The following is a 17,591-nucleotide window of genomic DNA, read 5'->3' on the forward strand; positions in this document are numbered from 1 at the left end:
CGCGGCAAGAACAGCGAGGCCGCCAACGAGGACGTACCAGCGGGTCAGGCGATCTTTGAGCGCGCGGATGCGGCGCTTGCGTTGCAACTCAGGCGTATTGAAGTCAATTCGCTTGGGGGGATTTGTAGTCATGGTGGAATTGGCCAGATCAGTCATGCGCACACCCTAGCGATCCTGTATGACAGAAAGATGACAATGCAGTGACGCAACAAATCCGCCGCCAGCGGGAACTGGCAGAGGACAGAGAAATAGAGGCGTGTGGGGGTGGGCGTACCCACCCCCACTGGAGCCCGGAAATGAGTCCGGGCTCAAGGTGTTACTTCTTTACGACAGAGCCGCCTTCCGACAGACCCAGGTCAGCCAGTGCTTTTGCAGCAACCTTGGCCGGCAGTGGGATGTAACCGTCTTTCACTACAACTTCCTGACCCTGTTTGGACAGAACCAGTTTCACGAACTCGGCTTCCAGCGGGGCCAGAGGCTTGTTCGGGGCCTTGTTGACGTAAACGTAGAGGAAACGCGACAGCGGGTACTTGCCGTTCAGGGCGTTTTCTTCGGTGTCTTCAACGAACTCGGTGCTGCCTTTCTTGGCCAGAGCCACCGTTTTCACGCTAGCGGTTTTGTAGCCGATGCCCGAGTAACCAACGCCATTCAGCGAGGAGCTGATCGACTGCACAACCGAAGCCGAGCCAGGTTGTTCGTTAACGTTTGGCTTATAGTCACCTTTGCACAGGGCTTCTTCTTTGAAGTAGCCATAGGTGCCCGATACCGAGTTACGACCGAACAGTTGAACCGGCTTGTTGGCCAGGTCGCCGGTCACGCCCAGGTCGCCCCAGGTTTTCACGTCGGTTTTAGCGCCGCACAGACGAGTGGACGAGAAGATCGCGTCGACTTGTTCCATGGTCAGGTGCTGGATCGGGTTGTCCTTGTGCACGAACACAGCCAGGGCGTCCACGGCAACCGGGATAGCGGTTGGCTTGTAGCCATATTTGGTTTCGAAGGCTTGCAGCTCGTTGTCCTTCATCTTGCGGCTCATCGGGCCCAGGTTAGCGGTGCCTTCAGTCAGCGCAGGTGGCGCGGTCGACGAACCGGCAGCCTGAATCTGGATGTTTACGTTTGGGTATTCTTTTTTGTAGTTCTCAGCCCACAGGGTCATGAGGTTGGCCAGGGTATCGGAGCCGACGCTGGACAGGTTGCCCGATACACCAGTGGTCTTGGTGTAGCTCGGGATCGCAGGGTCAACAGCGGCGAACGCGTTGGCAGTCGCAACGCCAGCAGCGACAAAAGTCATTGCCGCCATCAAACGCTTCAGTTTCATGCCTTACTCCTAGCAGATAGGGTGTGTTAAGTCGGGCCAAGTATCAGCAGGCCGTGTGAACACTCTATGGCTGAAATATGACAATTGGATGAAAGGCCAGTATTCGAGTTTTTACCGGATAATTCATGCGCCCCTAATCGCTAGCAGGCTAGCTCCCACATTGGAATGCATTTCAATGTGGGAGCTAGCCTGCTAGCGATTTAGGGCCGGTACAGCTACAGACAATTTCGGGATCAGCGCCCCTTCTTCCACAGATAAGCACCCACCAGAATCCCGACCCCGCACAGAACCGCGACGTAATACGCCGGGCCCATCGGGCTTTCCTTGAGCAGCAGGCTGACGATCATCGGCGTCAGGCCACCGAAAATGGCGTAAGCCACGTTGTAAGAGAACGACAGGCCGCTGAAGCGCACCACCGGCGGGAATGCCTTGACCATGACGTACGGAACCGCGCCGATGGTGCCCACCAGCAGCCCAGTCAATGCGTACATCGGGAACAGCCAGTCAGGGTGGTCGGCCAGGCTGTGGTAGAAGGTCCAGGAACTGGCCAGCAACGCGGCACAGCCAAACACAAACACCCGGCCCGCGCCGAAGCGATCCGCGAGGGCGCCGGAAATGATGCAACCAATGCTCAGGAACACGATCGCCACACTGTTGGACTGCAGGGCGGTGGTCGGCGAGAAGTGGTGGACCGTCTGCAACACAGTCGGGGTCATCAAAATCAACACGACGATGGCAGCAGACAGCAACCAGGTCAGCAGCATGGAAATCAGAATCGCCCCGCGATGGTCGCGCAACACAGCGCGCAGCGGCACTTCTTCGGCCAGCGCCTTGCGCAGTTGCAGCTCGGCGAAAACAGGGGTCTCGTGCAACCAACGGCGCAGATAAACCGAGAACAGGCCGAACACGCCGCCCAGCAGGAACGGGATCCGCCAGGCGTAATCGGACACTTCCACCGGGGTGTAAAGGCTGTTGATCGCCGTGGCAACCAGTGAACCCAGGAGGATGCCCGCCGTCAGACCGCTGGTCAGGGTGCCGCAGGCGTAGCCGATGTGCCGCTGCGGCACGTGTTCGGAAACGAAGACCCACGCGCCCGGCACTTCACCGCCAATCGCAGCGCCTTGAATCACCCGCATTAGCAGCAACAGGATCGGCGCCCACATGCCGATCTGCGCGTAAGTCGGCAGCAAACCCATGATCAGGGTCGGCACCGCCATCATGAAAATGCTCAGGGTGAACATCTTCTTGCGACCCAGCAGGTCACCGAAGTGCGCCATGACAATGCCGCCCAGCGGCCGCGCCAGGTAGCCGGCGGCGAAGATGCCGAAGGTTTGCATCAGGCGCAGCCACTCGGGCATGTCGGCCGGGAAGAACAGCTTGCCGACCACCGTGGCGAAGAACACGAAAATGATGAAGTCGTAGAACTCCAGCGCGCCGCCAAGGGCAGACAGCGATAAAGTCTTGTAGTCATTGCGGGTCAACGGACGTGTGGGCTGGGTCGGCTGCGCGATGCTCGAGGGCGCGGTGGTCATGGCAAGGCTTCTCTTATAGTCGGATCTGCAACCCCAACAACGCTGGCGGAGGCTTGGGCAGGTCCGGCACGATAGCAAATTGTTCGAAAAAGCACATAGAGGTGCGTATTTGACGGTCAAAATGAGAACCGGACGGTCGTCTCGGAGTCTACCGACCGATATACTCGCGATCTTGCAACAGTTTGAAAGGGTTGCTGTGCGAAAACGCCTGCCGGGGTATGTAGGCGATTTCGCAGAGTTTCCCTTTAGGCGCCTTACGAAAAACGTGACGAACGTAGTATGTTCGGGCTGAATCGTTTTTTCTGAGACGGCTATTCACCTGAAGTACCAATGAAGAGTCACGGGTCAGAGGCCCCCCGGCATGATAGAGCTCGAACAAGAAGATCCAATCCCGCAAGGCGACCTGGCCCTGCAAATCACCGCGCTTCCCCGTGAAACCAACGGTTTCGGCGATATTTTCGGCGGCTGGCTGGTCGCGCAGATGGATTTGGCCGGCACCGCAATGGCCAGCAAAGTCGCTGGCGGTCGCGTGGCCACCGTGGCCATCGACCGTATGGCGTTCCTGGTTCCGGTCGCGGTTGGCGCTCAGCTCTCCTTCTATACCCAAGCCCAGGAAATTGGTCGCAGCTCGATCAAGATGATGGTCGAGGTCTGGAGCGACGATCCGCTGTCGAGCGAGTGGCGTAAAGTGACTGAAGCCGTGTTTGTGTTTGTTGCCATCGACGGCAGCGGTCGCACCCGTTCGGTTCCGCCACGCGCGCGTTAAACACGGCGACCGTTTTGCGGTCCATTGCTGCCATCGTTCCCGATCGAGAGTTGCCCCATGAGCACGCCCAACGTTGAAGCCGTAAAACTGGATGAACTGAACTGCTGGCGCATCCGTCACGGTCAGGCCGAATTGCTGGTGGCCCAGCAAGGCGCGCACATCCTGAGTTATCAATTGGCTGGCCAACCGCCGCTGATCTGGCTCAACGACGAGGCTGCGTTCAAGACCGGCAAGAGCATCCGCGCCGGCGTGCCGGTGTGCTGGCCGTGGTTCGGCAATTTTGCGCGCAACCCGCAGAGCGTCCAGGCGATGCGCGTCAGCAACGAACCGCCGAGCGCCCACGGTTTTGTACGGGCGATGGACTGGGAACTGGGTGGCATTGAAACCGAAGGTGAAAGCCTGAAGGTGGAATTCGTCCTGCCCTACCCCGAAGGCGGCTTCCCCGGCTGGCCACATCAGGTGGATTTGAAGTTGAGCATTCGTCTGGATGAGCAACTGCACATCAGCCTGACCAGCCACAACCAGGGCTCGGAAAAAGTCACGATCAGCCAGGCCCTGCACAGCTATTTTGCGGTCAGCGATGTGCGCAACGTGCATGTTGAAGGGTTGGATGGCTTGAATTACATCGAGACGCTGGATGACTGGAAAACCGTTCCCCAGACCGGTGACCTGCGTTTTGCCGGCGAGACTGATCGCATCTACCTCAATGCCCCGGCGAAGCTGAGCATCGTCGATCCAGCGTGGGAACGGCGCATCGAGCTGACCAGCAGCGGTTCGCGTTCGGCAGTGATCTGGAACCCGTGGATTGATCGCGCGGCGGCGTTCAGTGATATGGCGGACGATGGCTGGCAGCGGATGCTGTGCATTGAAACGGCGAATGTGATGGGTGATGTGGTGGCATTGGCGCCGGGCGCGAGCCATACACTGGGTGTCAGCATCGGCAGCAAATCTCTCTAACACCACAAAACCAATGTGCGGGCTTGCTCGCGATGGCGGTGTAACAGTCAACATTGATGTTGGATGTTATGGCCTCATCGCCGGCAAGCCGGTCTCGCTCCCACATTTGGATCGCCTACAGATCCGACTCTTTTACCACCCGCACCTTCGCCGCATCCAGCGCATACGCCGCATCAGCCAAATCGTTGTTGACCTTCTCGATCTTCAACGTGCCGGTCACCCACAGCGGCGTGTAGATATCATCCAGCTTCAACCCTTTCGGATAGCGCACCAGCACCAACTGGTTCGGCGGCGGTGGCGGCACGTGAATGCAGGCGCCCGGATACGGCACGAGGAAGAACAGCGTGCTGCGGCCCTTGGCGTCGGATTCCAGCGGTACCGGATAACCGCCGATACGGATGTTCTTGTCGTTCATCGACGGCACGGTTTTGGTCGAGTACATCACCGCCGGCAAGCCTTTGCTCTGCTTCATGCCACCCTTTTCGGTAAAGGTGCCATTGGCTTCGGGAGAGTTGTGGTCGATTTCAGGCATAGCCTCGAGGGCTTTCTGGTCCGACTTGGGCATCAGTTCGAGCCAGTCGGTTTCCGGCAGTTCGCCGGCATGGGCAAGGCCCGTACCCAGTAGAAGAAGAGTCAACAGAAGACGGCGCATGAAGGTGCTCGGCAAAGGAGAGGACTGTGCAACGCCGAGCATTCTAGCCCTCCCCGCGCGTTTGGCAGAGAGAGCTTTGTCGCCTGGATCAGTTCTTTTTGATCAAGCCGTAGATCACCAGCAATATCACAGCGCCAACCAGCGCACCCAGGAAGCCTGCGCCTTGGCCGGCCTGATAAAAGCCCAGGGCCTGACCGCCGTAAGTGGCCGCCAGCGAACCGCCGATACCGAGCAGGATGGTCATGATCCAGCCCATGCTGTCATCGCCCGGTTTCAGGAACCGGGCCAGCAGGCCGACAATCAAGCCGATAAAGATGGTTCCGATAATTCCCATGGCATTTCCCTCTGATTGGTTGGTTATGCGAAAGCCTAGTCAGACTTTCGCATCCTGCCATGAGAGAACGGCGGTCCCTGAATGGTTCCGCCGCTGCCACATGAAACTATTCCGCGATCAGCGCTTCGACCTTGAGGATCTGTGCCGCCAGTGTCTCGCGGTCTGCACAACGCAGGTTGGCGTGACCGACCTTGCGGCCGACCTTGAACGCCTTGCCGTAGTGATGCAGGTGGCAATCGGCGATGGCCAGGACTTTGTCGGTCTCCGGCACTTTACCGATGAAATTGAGCATCGCGCTCTCACCGACCTTGGCCGTCGACCCCAGCGGCAGACCGGCAACGGCCCGCAGGTGGTTTTCGAACTGGCTGCATTCGGCGCCTTCAGTGGTCCAGTGCCCGGAGTTGTGCACGCGCGGGGCAATCTCGTTGGCTTTGAGGCCACCGTCGACTTCAAAGAACTCGAACGCCATCACGCCAACGTAGTTCAACTGCTTGAGCACGCGGCTGGAGTAGTCTTCGGCCAAGGCTTGCAACGGGTGGTCGGTGCTGGCCACGGACAGTTTGAGGATGCCGCTGTCGTGGGTGTTGTGAACCAGCGGGTAGAACTTCGTTTCGCCATCGCGAGCACGCACGGCGATCAGCGACACTTCGCCGGTGAACGGCACGAAGCCTTCCAGCAGGCAGGCGACGCTGCCCAGTTCAGCGAAGGTACCGACCACGTCTTCAGCGGTGCGCAGGACTTTCTGGCCCTTGCCGTCGTAACCCAGGGTGCGGGTTTTCAGCACGGCCGGCAGACCAATGGATGCCACGGCGGCGTTCAGATCGGCTTGCGACTGGATGTCGGCGAACGCCGGGGTGGGAATCCCCAGGTCCTTGAACATGCTCTTCTCGAACCAGCGATCGCGGGCGATGCGCAGCGCTTCGGCGCTCGGGTAGACCGGGACGAATTGCGACAGGAATGCCACGGTTTCAGCCGGAACGCTTTCGAATTCGAAGGTCACCAGATCGACTTCATCGGCCAGTTGACGCAGGTGATCCTGATCGCCGTAATCGGCCCGCAGGTGTTCGCCCAACGCGGCTGCGCAAGCATCCGGCGCGGGGTCCAGGAAAACGAAGTTCATGCCCAGCGGAGTGCCCGCCAGCGCCAACATGCGACCCAACTGGCCGCCACCGATTACACCGATTTTCATCGTCAACAACCTCAGGCGATGCGTGGGTCTGGATTTTCCAGGACGCTGTCTGTCTGCTCAGCACGGAAGGTTTTCAGCACCGCGTGGAACTGCGGGTGCTTGGCGCCAAGGATACTCGCCGACAGCAGCGCTGCGTTGATTGCGCCTGCCTTGCCGATGGCCAGGGTGGCGACCGGAATGCCCGCAGGCATCTGCACGATGGAAAGCAGCGAGTCGACGCCCGAGAGCATCGACGACTGCACCGGCACGCCCAGCACCGGCAGGTGGGTCTTGGCCGCACACATGCCTGGCAAGTGGGCCGCGCCACCGGCACCGGCGATGATCACCTCGATGCCACGTGCCTCGGCCTCTTCGGCGTACTGGAACAGCAGGTCCGGGGTACGGTGGGCAGAGACCACTTTCACCTCGTAAGGGATGCCGAGCTTTTCCAGCATATCGGCGGTGTGGCTAAGGGTGGACCAATCGGACTTGGAGCCCATGATCACGCCAACCAGTGCACTCATCGTCGTGCCTCTTCTCTCTGGGCGCCCGCAGGCGCGTCAAAAAACAACAAGCCACGCAAAATGCGTGGCTTGATTGTACGAAAAATGGCCGGACGAACCGGCCGAAGGCCGCGCAGTATACCTCAATGAAGCAGATAAACAGCCCCCGATGCGACCATCTGTCATACGGCGCAAAGCGCCGGTTTTATTGACTTTAAGGTCAATCAAATACACCACCAATCCCTTGTAGGAGCCGGCTTGCTGGCGATCCAGCAAGCCGGCTCCTACAGTCCGGTAGGCGTTTGCGCGGCGCCACCTTCAAGTTTTCGCCACAACAACCGCACGTTAGCCTTGCGGACCAGCGCGCAGCGGTAAAGACGAATCTCCAGCGGCACATGCCATTGCGGGCCACCGCAAACCACCAGTTCACCGCGCGCCAGTTCGGCGCGCACGCTCAATTGCGGCACCCAGGCGATGCCCAGTCCTTCCAGCGCCATGCTTTTCAGGCTGTCGGCCATGGCGGTTTCATACACCGTGGTAAACCGCAGCGCACGCTGGCGCAGCAAGCCGTTCACCGAACGCCCGAGAAACGCTCCGGCGCTGTAGGCCAGCAACGGAACGCTGGCTTCGCCTTCCAGATCGAACAGCGGCTTGCCATTGGCATCCGCTGCGCACACCGGCAGCATTTCCGTGTGCCCCAGGTGCAGCGACGGAAAGATCTCCGGGTCCATTTGCATGGCGGCGTCAGGGTCATAGAACGCCAGCATCAGATCGCACCCGCCTTCGCGCAGCGCATGCACCGCGTCGCCAACGTTGGTCGCCACCAACCGCGTGGCGATGTTCAAACCTTCATTACGCAACTGCGCAATCCAGCGCGGAAAGAAGCCCAATGCCAATGAGTGAGCGGCAGCCACTTGCATTACTTCGCCCTGCCCGCCTTCCAAGTGATGAAGGTGGCGCAGCACTTCGCCGAGCTGTTCGACCACGGTCCGTGCAGTGACCAGGAACAACTGTCCCGCGGCCGTCAGCTCGACTGGCGTGCGCGAACGGTTGACCAGTTGCAGCCCCAGCGCTGCTTCCAGACTGCGGATCCGTCGGCTGAACGCCGGCTGGGTCACGAAGCGGCGTTCCGCAGCCTGGGAGAAGCTGCGGGTGGCGGCCAGGGCGCTGAAGTCCTCAAGCCATTTACTTTCCAGATTCATCACGTCCTCCCGGACACGCACCAAATTAGGTCACACGCTCGCTACACACACGGCGTCACATGGGCATTATGCCGAATGTGCATAGGCCAGTGTTTAACAGCATTGGCCGAAAATTCTCCACAAGCCTAGCATTTGCAGTGTTCCGGCACAGACCGGGTCCATATCGAGATGATTTCTATCATGTCCTCCGCTGCATCTTTCCGCACAGAAAAAGACCTGCTTGGCGTACTAGAAGTACCGGCTCAAGCGTATTACGGCATCCAGACCCTGCGAGCGGTGAACAACTTCCGTCTCTCCGGCGTTCCGATTTCGCATTACCCGAAGCTGGTTGTCGGCCTGGCCATGGTCAAACAGGCCGCCGCTGACGCCAACCGCGAGCTGGGTCACCTGAGCGAAGCCAAGCACGCTGCCATCAGCGAAGCCTGTGCACGATTGATCCGCGGCGATTTCCACGAAGAGTTCGTGGTGGACATGATTCAAGGCGGCGCTGGCACGTCGACCAACATGAATGCCAACGAAGTCATCGCCAACATCGCGCTGGAGGCCATGGGTCACCAGAAGGGCGAATACCAATACCTGCACCCGAACAACGACGTGAACATGGCGCAGTCGACCAACGACGCCTACCCGACCGCGATCCGCCTGGGTCTGCTGCTGGGTCACGACGCGCTGCTGGCCAGCCTCGACAGCCTGATCCAGTCGTTCGCCGCCAAGGGTGAAGAATTCAGCCACGTCCTGAAGATGGGCCGTACCCAGCTGCAAGACGCCGTGCCGATGACCCTCGGCCAGGAATTCCGCGCCTTCGCCACGACCTTGAGCGAAGACCTGGCACGCCTGAAAACACTGGCACCCGAGCTGCTGACCGAAGTGAACCTGGGTGGCACCGCGATCGGTACCGGCATCAACGCCGACCCGCGCTACCAGGCCCTGGCCGTTCAGCGTCTGGCACTGATCAGCGGTCAACCGCTGGTTCCAGCCGCCGACCTGATCGAAGCCACCTCCGACATGGGCGCCTTCGTGCTGTTCTCCGGCATGCTCAAGCGCACCGCGGTCAAACTGTCGAAGATCTGCAACGACCTGCGTCTGCTGTCCAGCGGCCCACGCACCGGCATCAATGAAATCAACCTGCCGGCGCGTCAGCCAGGCAGCTCGATCATGCCCGGCAAGGTCAACCCGGTTATTCCGGAAGCGGTGAACCAGGTTGCGTTCCAGATCATCGGCAACGACCTGGCACTGACCATCGCGGCCGAAGGCGGCCAGCTGCAACTGAACGTGATGGAGCCGCTGATCGCCTTCAAGATCTTCGACTCGATCCGTCTGCTGCAACGCGCCATGGACATGCTGCGCGAGCACTGCATCACCGGCATCACCGCCAACGAAGCCCGCTGCCGCGAACTGGTCGAGCACTCGATCGGCCTGGTGACCGCGCTGAACCCGTACATCGGCTATGAAAACGCCACCCGCATCGCCCGTATCGCCCTCGAAAGCGGCCGCGGCGTGCTGGAACTGGTGCGCGAAGAAGGCTTGCTCGACGAAGAAATGCTCGCCGACATCCTGCGCCCGGAAAACATGATTGCTCCGCGTCTGGTTCCGCTTAAAGCCTGATCCGACACATTAGTAGCACCGCTCACCAGGTCGAGGGACTAGACACCTCTCACCTTTTGAGGGCTTGGGGATTATTCCCCAGGCCCTTTTTTTTAACTCGTTTAGCAACAACACCGACCCTGTGGGAGCGAGACCGGCTTGCCGGCGATAAACGATAACGCGGTCTACCTGAAAAACCGCGGTGCCAGCATCGCCGGCAAGCCGGTCTCGCTCCCACAAAAGCCCGGCGCCATCAACGCCGGGTGTTTCAAAGCTTCGTTTCGATGCTTGCACCACAACCGTGCAGACGGACGGCACACTCATAGGTATAGTGCCGCCCCTCTTCGCATGAGCGGTCGTCGGTAACGAGGCCCATACCCATGCGAAACCCGAACTAATAACAAACCCGCAATATGAAATCGGGACGAACCGTCGCCTCGCCTGTTTTGCCGCGCGCAAACCGGTGTAACGCGATGTTTCCGACCGCCCAGCATTTGCCTACACAAAAAACAGCGAGGAATAATCCATGCTCGAAGTCATTAACGACTTCCTCTCAGGGAAAGTACTGATCGTGCTCATTGTCGGGCTCGGTAGCTACTTCACGATCCGCTCGCGTTTCGTTCAATTGCGTCACTTCTTCCACATGTTCGCGGTGTTCCGCGACAGCCTCAAAAGCAGCGCCGGTCAACTCAGCTCGTTCCAGGCCCTGATGCTCAGCCTCGCCGGCCGCGTCGGTGCAGGCAACATCGCCGGTGTCGGCATTGCCGTGACCCTCGGTGGGCCAGGTGCGGTGTTCTGGATGTGGGTGACCGCGCTGGTCGGCATGTCCAGCAGCTTCTTCGAATGTTCCCTCGGCCAGCTCTACAAGCGCTGCGATTCCGACGGCACTTACCGTGGCGGCCCGTCCTATTACATCCAGCACGGCCTGCAGAAACGCTGGTTGGGCATGATCATGGCGTTCCTGTTGCTGGTGACCTTCGGGTTTGCCTTCAACGGCCTGCAATCCCACGCCGTGACCCACTCGTTGAACAACGCGTTCGGCCTCGACACCACCTGGACCGGCCTGGCCCTGGCAGTGTTGCTGGGTCTGGTGTTCATTGGCGGGATCAAGCGTATCGCCAAGGTTGCTGACCTGCTGGTGCCAGTGAAAACCCTGGTGTACATCGGCGTGACCATCTACGTGATCGTGCTGCAATTCGACCACGTCCCGGGCATGTTGATGACTATCGTCAAAAGCGCCTTCGGTCTCGACCAGGCCTTCGGCGGCCTGATCGGCAGCGCCATCGTCATGGGCGTGAAGCGTGGCGTGTTCGCCAACGAAGCGGGCCTGGGCAGTGCGCCAAACGTGGCGGCCGTGGCGTCGGTTGAACACCCGGTGTCACAAGGCGTCGTTCAGGCGTTCAGCGTGTTCCTCGACACCTTCGTGATCTGCACCTGCACCGCGTTGCTGATCCTGCTCTCGGGCTTCTACACCCCTGGCTTCGAAGGCGATGGCATTGCCCTGACCCAGAACTCGCTCGCCGCTGTCGTGGGCGACTGGGGCCGGATGTTCATCTCCGTGGCACTGGCGTTGTTCGTGTTCACCTCGATTCTCTACAACTACTACCTGGGCGAGAGCAACCTGCGCTTCCTGATCGGTGAAAACCGCAAGGCGCTGATCGGCTACCGCGCGCTGGTACTGGTGTTGATCTTCTGGGGTGCGATCGAGAACCTCGGCACGGTGTTCGCGTTTGCCGACATCACCATGACCCTGCTCGCGTTCGTGAACCTGATTGCGCTGTTCCTGCTGTTCAAGGTCGGCATGCGCATCCTGCGTGACTACGATGACCAGCGCGCTGCCGGCATCAAAACGCCGGTGTTCGATTCGAGCAAGTTCCCGGACCTGGACCTGGACCTGAACGCCTGGCCAGCCAACCCGCCAGCCGCCACCAAGGCTCAAGCCGAGCCCCAAGGCGTACCCGCAGCGCAACGCTGATCGTTAAACGAAGGGTGCACAACCTGTGGGAGCCAGCCTGCTGGCGATGACGGACTGTCAGTTGACACATTAATGTCTAACATACCGCCATCGCCGGCAAGCCGGTCTCGCTCCCACATGTCATCTCTTGCGGAGACTTCCCCATGGTTCCCAATTCCTTTCCTGCCGCCCAGCACGTCATGGTGCTCTACACCGGTGGCACCATCGGCATGCAAGCCAGCGAACATGGTCTGGCACCGGCATCCGGTTTTGAAGCGCGGATGCGCGAATACCTGCAAAGCCAGCCGGAGCTGGTGGTGCCGCAGTGGCGCTTTCGCGAGATGTCGCCGCTGATCGACAGCGCCAATATGTCTCCAGCGTACTGGCAGCAACTGCGTGAAGCGGTGGTCGATGCCGTCGACGTACAGGGCTGCGACAGTATGCTGATCCTGCATGGCACCGACACGCTGGCTTACAGCGCTGCGGCCATGAGCTTTCAATTGCTCGGCCTGCACGCCCGCGTGTGCTTTACCGGTTCGATGCTGCCGGCCGGCGTGACTGACAGCGATGCCTGGGAAAACCTCGGCGGCGCGCTGGTCGCCCTCGGCCAGGGCCTGGCGCCGGGTGTGCACTTGTACTTCCACGGCGAGCTGCTGGCCCCGACCCGTTGCGCGAAGGTGCGCAGTTTCGGTCGACATCCGTTCAAACGGCTGGAGCGTCAGGGTGGCGGCGTGAAAGCGCCGTCGATACCTGCACAACTCAACTACAACCAGCCTAAGCAGTTGGCGAAGGTCGCGGTGTTGCCGTTGTTTCCAGGCATCGGCGCCGAGATTCTCGACGGCCTGCTCGACAGCGGCATTCAGGGGCTGGTGCTGGAGTGCTACGGCAGCGGCACCGGGCCGAGCGACAACCCCGAGTTTCTTGCCAGCCTCGGTCGCGCGCGGGACAACGGGGTGGTGGTGGTTGCGGTGACGCAGTGCCATGAAGGCGGTGTCGAGCTGGATGTGTATGAGGCCGGTAGCCGCTTGCGTGGAGTCGGTGTGTTGTCCGGTGGAGGCATGACCCGTGAAGCGGCGTTCGGCAAGTTGCATGGGTTGCTGGGTGCCGGGCTGGATACTGCTGAAGTTCGCCGGCTAGTTGAATTGGACCTTTGCGGCGAACTGATCTGATACACCTCAAATCCTGTAGGAGCGCGCTTGCTCGCGAAGGTCGTGAACGATAACGCGTAAAACCAGATACCCAGCGGCGCCTTTTGGTTTTTCGCGAGCAAGCTCGCTCCTACAGTGTCCATCGCTCGGCATGTAACTTGCTGTTCTTCAGCCATCCCAAGGCTGGAAACCGCCCATGCTCCACTCCCACCTCACCACCCTCAACGCCGTCTCTCTGGTGCTCAACACTTTCAAGGCCGAAGGCCTGTCGAGCGAAGCGCTGCTCGCCGGAAGTGGCATCAGTGCGGCGGACCTGAGCCGGGCCGACACGCGCATCACCACCAACCAGGAGATGCAGGTCTGCGCCAACGCGGTTGCGCTCAAGCGTGACATAGGCCTGGAGCTGGGTCGGCGCATGCACGTTTCCTGCTACGGGATGCTCGGTTATGCACTGCTCACCAGTGCCACCTTCGGTGACGCTTTGCGCCTGGCGATGCGGTATCCGGCGCTGTTGGGAACACTTTTCGAGCTGACCCTGGAGGACGACGGCGAACGCATCTGGTTCGTCGCCGCCGACTACCGGGAGAGCCCGGCGATGGCGGTGTTCAATGCCGAATTCTGCCTGGTGTCGTTGAAAGTCATCTGCGACGACCTGCTCGGTCACTCGCTGCCGTTGATCGCCGCGCGCTTCGAACATACTGCGCCGGACTATCAAGCGACCTACGCCGAACACTTCAACTGCCCGCTGCACTTCGAAGCGCGGGACAACGCCTTCGCCTTCGACAAGCGCTGGCTCGACCAACCCCTGCCGCTTGCGGATGTCATCACCCATCAGGCCATGGCCGAACGCTGCCGCAAGCAGAACCTCGAGTTCACCGGACGCCAGGCGTGGCTGGGGCGGATTCGCCAGTTGCTCAGTGCTCAACTCAACGCGGCGCCGGGCCTCGAAGGCCTGGCCGAGCAGATGAATTGCTCGGCGCGGACCCTGCGCCGGCACCTCAAGGATCTGGGGTGCAGTTATCAGGAATTGCTGGATGAGCTGCGGTTCGAGCAGGCCAAGCACATGCTCTGCGAAGACCAGATGCCGATTTACCGGATCGCTGAAGCGCTCGGTTTCAGCGAGACCGCAAGTTTTCGCCATGCGTTTGTGCGCTGGAGTGGTGTGGCGCCGAGCCAGTTCCGCCCTTGAATACGCCCCATCCCCTGTTGGAGCAAAGCTTGCTCGCGATGGCATCACCGCGATTTAACAGATACATCGTGGTGTTCGCATCGCGAGCAAGCTTTGCTCCTACAGAGGGCGAGGTGCATTAATGAGGGGCGAATTTCGGTCAACTATTTTGGCCATATCGATCCCCTTTTGGCCTTTCCTGCCGTTCTCCGAATAGCCGTCCGCCGCAAGACTGTAGCCAACCGAATCAGCCTGCGGAGAACAAGAAATGCTGACGATCTACTCGGACGATCACCACCTGCACCACGGCCGTTGTGAATTGATAGACGGGCAACTCAAGCCCTGCTTTGAAATGCCTTCGCGTGCCGACCACGTGCTGGCGCGGGTGCAAAACCAGAACCTCGGCCCCGTTGAAGTGCCGAAGGATTTCGGCCTCGACCCGATCGCGCGCATCCACAGTCGCGACTACCTCGACTTCTTCAAAGGCGCCTGGTCCCGCTGGACCGAATTCAACACCGACGGCGACTTGCTGCCCTACACCTGGCCGGCCCGCACCTTGCGTGCCATCAAGCCCACCAGCCTGCACGGCCAGCTCGGCTATTACAGCTTCGACGGCGGCGCGCCAATTACCGCCGGCACCTGGCAAGCGGCATACAGCGCAGCACAAGTTGCGCTCACCGCCCAGGCAGAAATCCAGCGCGGCGCACGCAGCGCCTTCGCCTTGTGCCGCCCACCGGGACACCATGCCGCCAGCGATTTGATGGGCGGTTATTGCTACCTCAACAACGCCGCCATCGCCGCTCAAGCCTTCCTCGATCAGGGCCACAAGAAAGTCGCGATCCTCGACGTCGATTACCACCACGGCAACGGCACTCAATCGATTTTCTACGAGCGCAGCGACGTGCTCTTCACCTCGATCCACGGCCATCCGGAAGCCGAATTCCCGTTCTTCCTCGGTTATGAAGACGAGCTGGGCGAAGGCGCGGGCGAAGGCTTCAACTTCAACTACCCTTTGCCCGCCGGCAGCGGTTGGGACACCTGGAGCGCAGCGCTGGAACACGCCTGCAAAGAGATCGAAAAATACGGCGCCGACATCGTTGTCGTGTCCCTGGGCGTCGATACGTTCAAGGACGATCCGATCTCCCAATTCAAACTCGACAGCCCGGATTACCTGGCGATGGGCGAGCGCATTGCGAAGCTCGGCGTACCGACGCTGTTCGTGATGGAAGGCGGTTACGCGGTCGAAGAAATCGGCATCAACGCCGTGAACGTGCTTGAAGGTTTTGAAAGCGCTCAATGAGGAAACAACAATAATGAACAGACTCAAGCGTCTTATCGTCCCCGCCCTGTGCGCCACGGTGCTCAGCGGGGCCGCTCACGCCGAAGAGCGAACGTTGCGCGTCTACAACTGGTTCGACTACATCACCCCCAAAGCGCTGGAAGACTTCAAGGCGCAGAACACCCAGACCAAACTGCACAAACCTTCACCGCGACGCATCTGAAAACTGTGCAGCAACGGCTACTGGGCGACGCGTTCGAAGCTCGCAGTGCGAATGACGATCTCCATGCGATCTCGATCTATCACAGCGAAATCAGCCCACAACTGGCAACAACACTGTTCTTCGCAAAGGTGCCGCCATCAGCCTCAAAATCGTAAGACTTGCGTCGTGTTGAACCGTAACCGCTTAACGGCGCCAGACCTTTTCCAGTCGCCCGAGTGCGGTACTGATGGCCGCCTCGGGCACGGCCGCGAAACCCAGGACCAGCCCGGCACGCTGGTCCACCGGTTGTTGCGAATCCGGCAGCCAATAGCTGCTCAGCGCATTGATTTCGACATCGACACTGGCGGCTTTTTCCACCAGTTCGTACTCGCGGGCCTGTGAGTCGACAGGCACCGTCATATGCAACCCTGCCGCAACACTCGGCAGGCTGCCAATGCCGGGGATGTTCTGCGGCCAGCCGGCCAACAATGTATTGCGTCGACTCAGGGCCGCACGGCGCATGCGGCGGATGTGCCGCTGGAAATGCCCGGCGGCCATGAACTCGGCCATCACCGCTTGGGTGCTGACTTCGGAATGCCGAACGTCCACCGCTCGACGTTGAGAAAACGCCTGCACCAGTGCGGGCGGCAACACCAGATAACCCAGGCGCAACGCCGGGAACGCGACTTTGCCAAAGGTCCCGACGTACAAAACCCGTCCCTGTCGGTCCAGCGCTGCCAACGGCGCCAGCGGTGCGCCGCTGTAACGGTACTCGCCGTCGTAGTCGTCCTCGACGATCCAGCCTTGGTTGCGCTCTGCCCAAGCGAGTAATTCAAGGCGTCGCGCCAGACTCATCACCACCCCGGTCGGGTACTGATGCGAAGGCGTGACATAGGCCAGCCGACAATCACTGAGCCGGGCCAATTCAGTACAGTCGATGCCCTCACTGTCCACCGCCACCCCATGCAATTTCGCACCGGCCACGGCGAACGCATGACCCGCCGCCCGATACCCCGGATTTTCAATCGCCACCCCATCGCCCGGCTCCACCAGCAGCTGTGCACAAAGGCTAATCCCCTGCTGCGCGCCACTGGTGATCACTATTTGCTCAGCCGAGCACTGCATGCCCCGAGAACTGCGCAAATAAGCAGCAATCATTCCGCGCAAGCGCGCATCCCCCGCCGGATCGCCGTAACACAACTGCTGCAAATCCGGTTTACGCCAGAAAGCCGCATTCAGCTTGGCCCACACCTCGAAAGGAAACAGATCAAACGCTGGAACGCCGACCCGAAAAGCGCGGGGCGGACCACTCGGTGGCAGGGCTAAATGGTTCTTTTCAACGCGCCCCAGCGCACCGCTGTGGATAACTTTACTGGATGGAATCACAGGTAAATCCAGCCAATTTGTGGATAAGGCTGTGGGTAACCCTGTTGACAACCCTGTGGATACTTTTGTGGATAGTTTTTTTGCCGGCAGTGCGGTTTGCGGCAATTGTGCGACGTAAGTGCCGTCACCGACTCGCCCTTCGATAAACCCCTCGGCATAGAGCTGATCGTAGGCCCGGACCACGCTGTTGCGGGAAATCGCCAGCGCCGCCGCCAGGTCTCGACTGGCCGGCAATCGCGTGCCACTGGCCAGTCGGCCGTCGAGCACCCGCAGGCGCAATGCCTGGTAGAGCTGCCGACTCAAGCCCTGGCGACGATCGAGGTCGATACCGGCGGGGTTGAACGACAGGGAAAGCGGTGCTTCGCTCATGACAATGGACCTATGAAATTGGTCGTTAATGGCTCTTACAACAGACCAATAGCCTGCCTAGGATGAAGGCAT

16 protein-coding genes and 1 pseudogene are annotated in these 17,591 nt (G+C 60.2%); 8 read left to right on the top strand and 9 right to left on the bottom strand.

Annotated elements, in window-relative coordinates; genetic code table 11:
* Positions 1-316: 316 nt before the first annotated feature.
* Positions 317-1,315: a phosphate ABC transporter substrate-binding protein PstS gene (locus ACA066_RS28710; protein WP_497697548.1), complete on the bottom strand. Its 999-nt coding sequence runs from the start codon at positions 1,313-1,315 to the stop codon at positions 317-319.
* Positions 1,316-1,548: 233 nt separating this feature from the next.
* Positions 1,549-2,847: an MFS transporter gene (locus ACA066_RS28715; RefSeq protein WP_497697549.1), complete on the bottom strand. Its 1,299-nt coding sequence runs from the start codon at positions 2,845-2,847 to the stop codon at positions 1,549-1,551.
* Between the two features lie 361 nt (positions 2,848-3,208).
* Between ACA066_RS28715 and ACA066_RS28720 the strand changes: the two genes are divergently transcribed.
* Both ACA066_RS28720 and ACA066_RS28725 read left to right on the top strand, forming a co-directional pair.
* Positions 3,209-3,613: an acyl-CoA thioesterase gene (locus tag ACA066_RS28720; RefSeq protein ID WP_096514186.1), complete on the top strand. Its 405-nt coding sequence runs from the start codon at positions 3,209-3,211 to the stop codon at positions 3,611-3,613.
* A gap of 57 nt (positions 3,614-3,670) precedes the next feature.
* Positions 3,671-4,570 (top strand): D-hexose-6-phosphate mutarotase, encoded by a 900-nt coding sequence (locus tag ACA066_RS28725; protein ID WP_497697550.1) that lies wholly within the window; start codon positions 3,671-3,673, stop codon positions 4,568-4,570.
* Positions 4,571-4,685: 115 nt separating this feature from the next.
* Here ACA066_RS28725 and ACA066_RS28730 read toward each other — a convergent pair whose 3' ends face one another.
* The 6 genes from ACA066_RS28730 to ACA066_RS28755 all read right to left on the bottom strand — a co-directional run bounded on the left by ACA066_RS28730 (position 4,686) and on the right by ACA066_RS28755 (position 8,429).
* Entirely contained in the window at positions 4,686-5,222 is a 537-nt protein-coding gene (locus tag ACA066_RS28730; protein WP_462020511.1) for a DUF3299 domain-containing protein, read from the bottom strand.
* A gap of 88 nt (positions 5,223-5,310) precedes the next feature.
* On the bottom strand, positions 5,311-5,556 hold the full coding sequence (locus tag ACA066_RS28735) for a GlsB/YeaQ/YmgE family stress response membrane protein (protein WP_033059272.1): 246 nt from the start codon (positions 5,554-5,556) through the stop codon (positions 5,311-5,313).
* Between the two features lie 106 nt (positions 5,557-5,662).
* A complete protein-coding gene (locus tag ACA066_RS28740) occupies positions 5,663-6,745 on the bottom strand; it encodes a 5-(carboxyamino)imidazole ribonucleotide synthase (RefSeq protein ID WP_497697551.1) in 1,083 nt (360 codons plus the stop codon).
* Positions 6,746-6,756: 11 nt separating this feature from the next.
* Positions 6,757-7,248, bottom strand: a complete 492-nt coding sequence (gene purE, locus ACA066_RS28745; RefSeq protein WP_017341565.1) for a 5-(carboxyamino)imidazole ribonucleotide mutase — start codon at positions 7,246-7,248, stop codon at positions 6,757-6,759.
* Between the two features lie 36 nt (positions 7,249-7,284).
* Positions 7,285-7,503, bottom strand: a complete 219-nt coding sequence (locus tag ACA066_RS28750) for a hypothetical protein (protein WP_497697552.1) — start codon at positions 7,501-7,503, stop codon at positions 7,285-7,287.
* Between the two features lie 8 nt (positions 7,504-7,511).
* Positions 7,512-8,429 (bottom strand): LysR substrate-binding domain-containing protein, encoded by a 918-nt coding sequence (locus ACA066_RS28755; RefSeq protein WP_084317704.1) that lies wholly within the window; start codon positions 8,427-8,429, stop codon positions 7,512-7,514.
* A gap of 180 nt (positions 8,430-8,609) precedes the next feature.
* On the opposite strand from ACA066_RS28755, the gene aspA reads away from it, so the two are divergent.
* The 6 genes and pseudogenes from aspA to ACA066_RS28785 all read left to right on the top strand — a co-directional run.
* Positions 8,610-10,034 (top strand): aspartate ammonia-lyase, encoded by a 1,425-nt coding sequence (gene aspA, locus ACA066_RS28760; RefSeq protein ID WP_253433949.1) that lies wholly within the window; start codon positions 8,610-8,612, stop codon positions 10,032-10,034.
* A gap of 505 nt (positions 10,035-10,539) precedes the next feature.
* Positions 10,540-11,988 carry an alanine/glycine:cation symporter family protein gene (locus ACA066_RS28765; protein WP_497697553.1) on the top strand — a complete coding sequence of 483 codons (1,449 nt, stop codon included), beginning with the start codon at positions 10,540-10,542 and terminating at the stop codon, positions 11,986-11,988.
* A gap of 143 nt (positions 11,989-12,131) precedes the next feature.
* The gene (locus ACA066_RS28770; RefSeq protein WP_497697554.1) at positions 12,132-13,136 is read left to right on the top strand and encodes an asparaginase; all 1,005 of its coding nucleotides are present in this window, start codon (positions 12,132-12,134) and stop codon (positions 13,134-13,136) included.
* Between the two features lie 175 nt (positions 13,137-13,311).
* Positions 13,312-14,304: an AraC family transcriptional regulator gene (locus tag ACA066_RS28775; protein ID WP_497697555.1), complete on the top strand. Its 993-nt coding sequence runs from the start codon at positions 13,312-13,314 to the stop codon at positions 14,302-14,304.
* A 247-nt stretch (positions 14,305-14,551) separates the two neighbouring features.
* The gene (locus ACA066_RS28780) at positions 14,552-15,583 is read left to right on the top strand and encodes a histone deacetylase family protein (protein ID WP_497697556.1); all 1,032 of its coding nucleotides are present in this window, start codon (positions 14,552-14,554) and stop codon (positions 15,581-15,583) included.
* A gap of 13 nt (positions 15,584-15,596) precedes the next feature.
* Positions 15,597-15,758: pseudogene (locus tag ACA066_RS28785) on the top strand (polyamine ABC transporter substrate-binding protein); the annotation flags it as partial.
* Positions 15,759-15,968: 210 nt separating this feature from the next.
* Here the strand turns inward: ACA066_RS28785 and pdxR are convergent.
* The gene (gene pdxR / locus ACA066_RS28790) at positions 15,969-17,519 is read right to left on the bottom strand and encodes a MocR-like pyridoxine biosynthesis transcription factor PdxR (protein ID WP_497697557.1); all 1,551 of its coding nucleotides are present in this window, start codon (positions 17,517-17,519) and stop codon (positions 15,969-15,971) included.
* Between the last annotated feature and the right edge of the window lie 72 nt (positions 17,520-17,591).

This window comes from Pseudomonas sp. LBUM1651 (assembly GCF_059716135.1).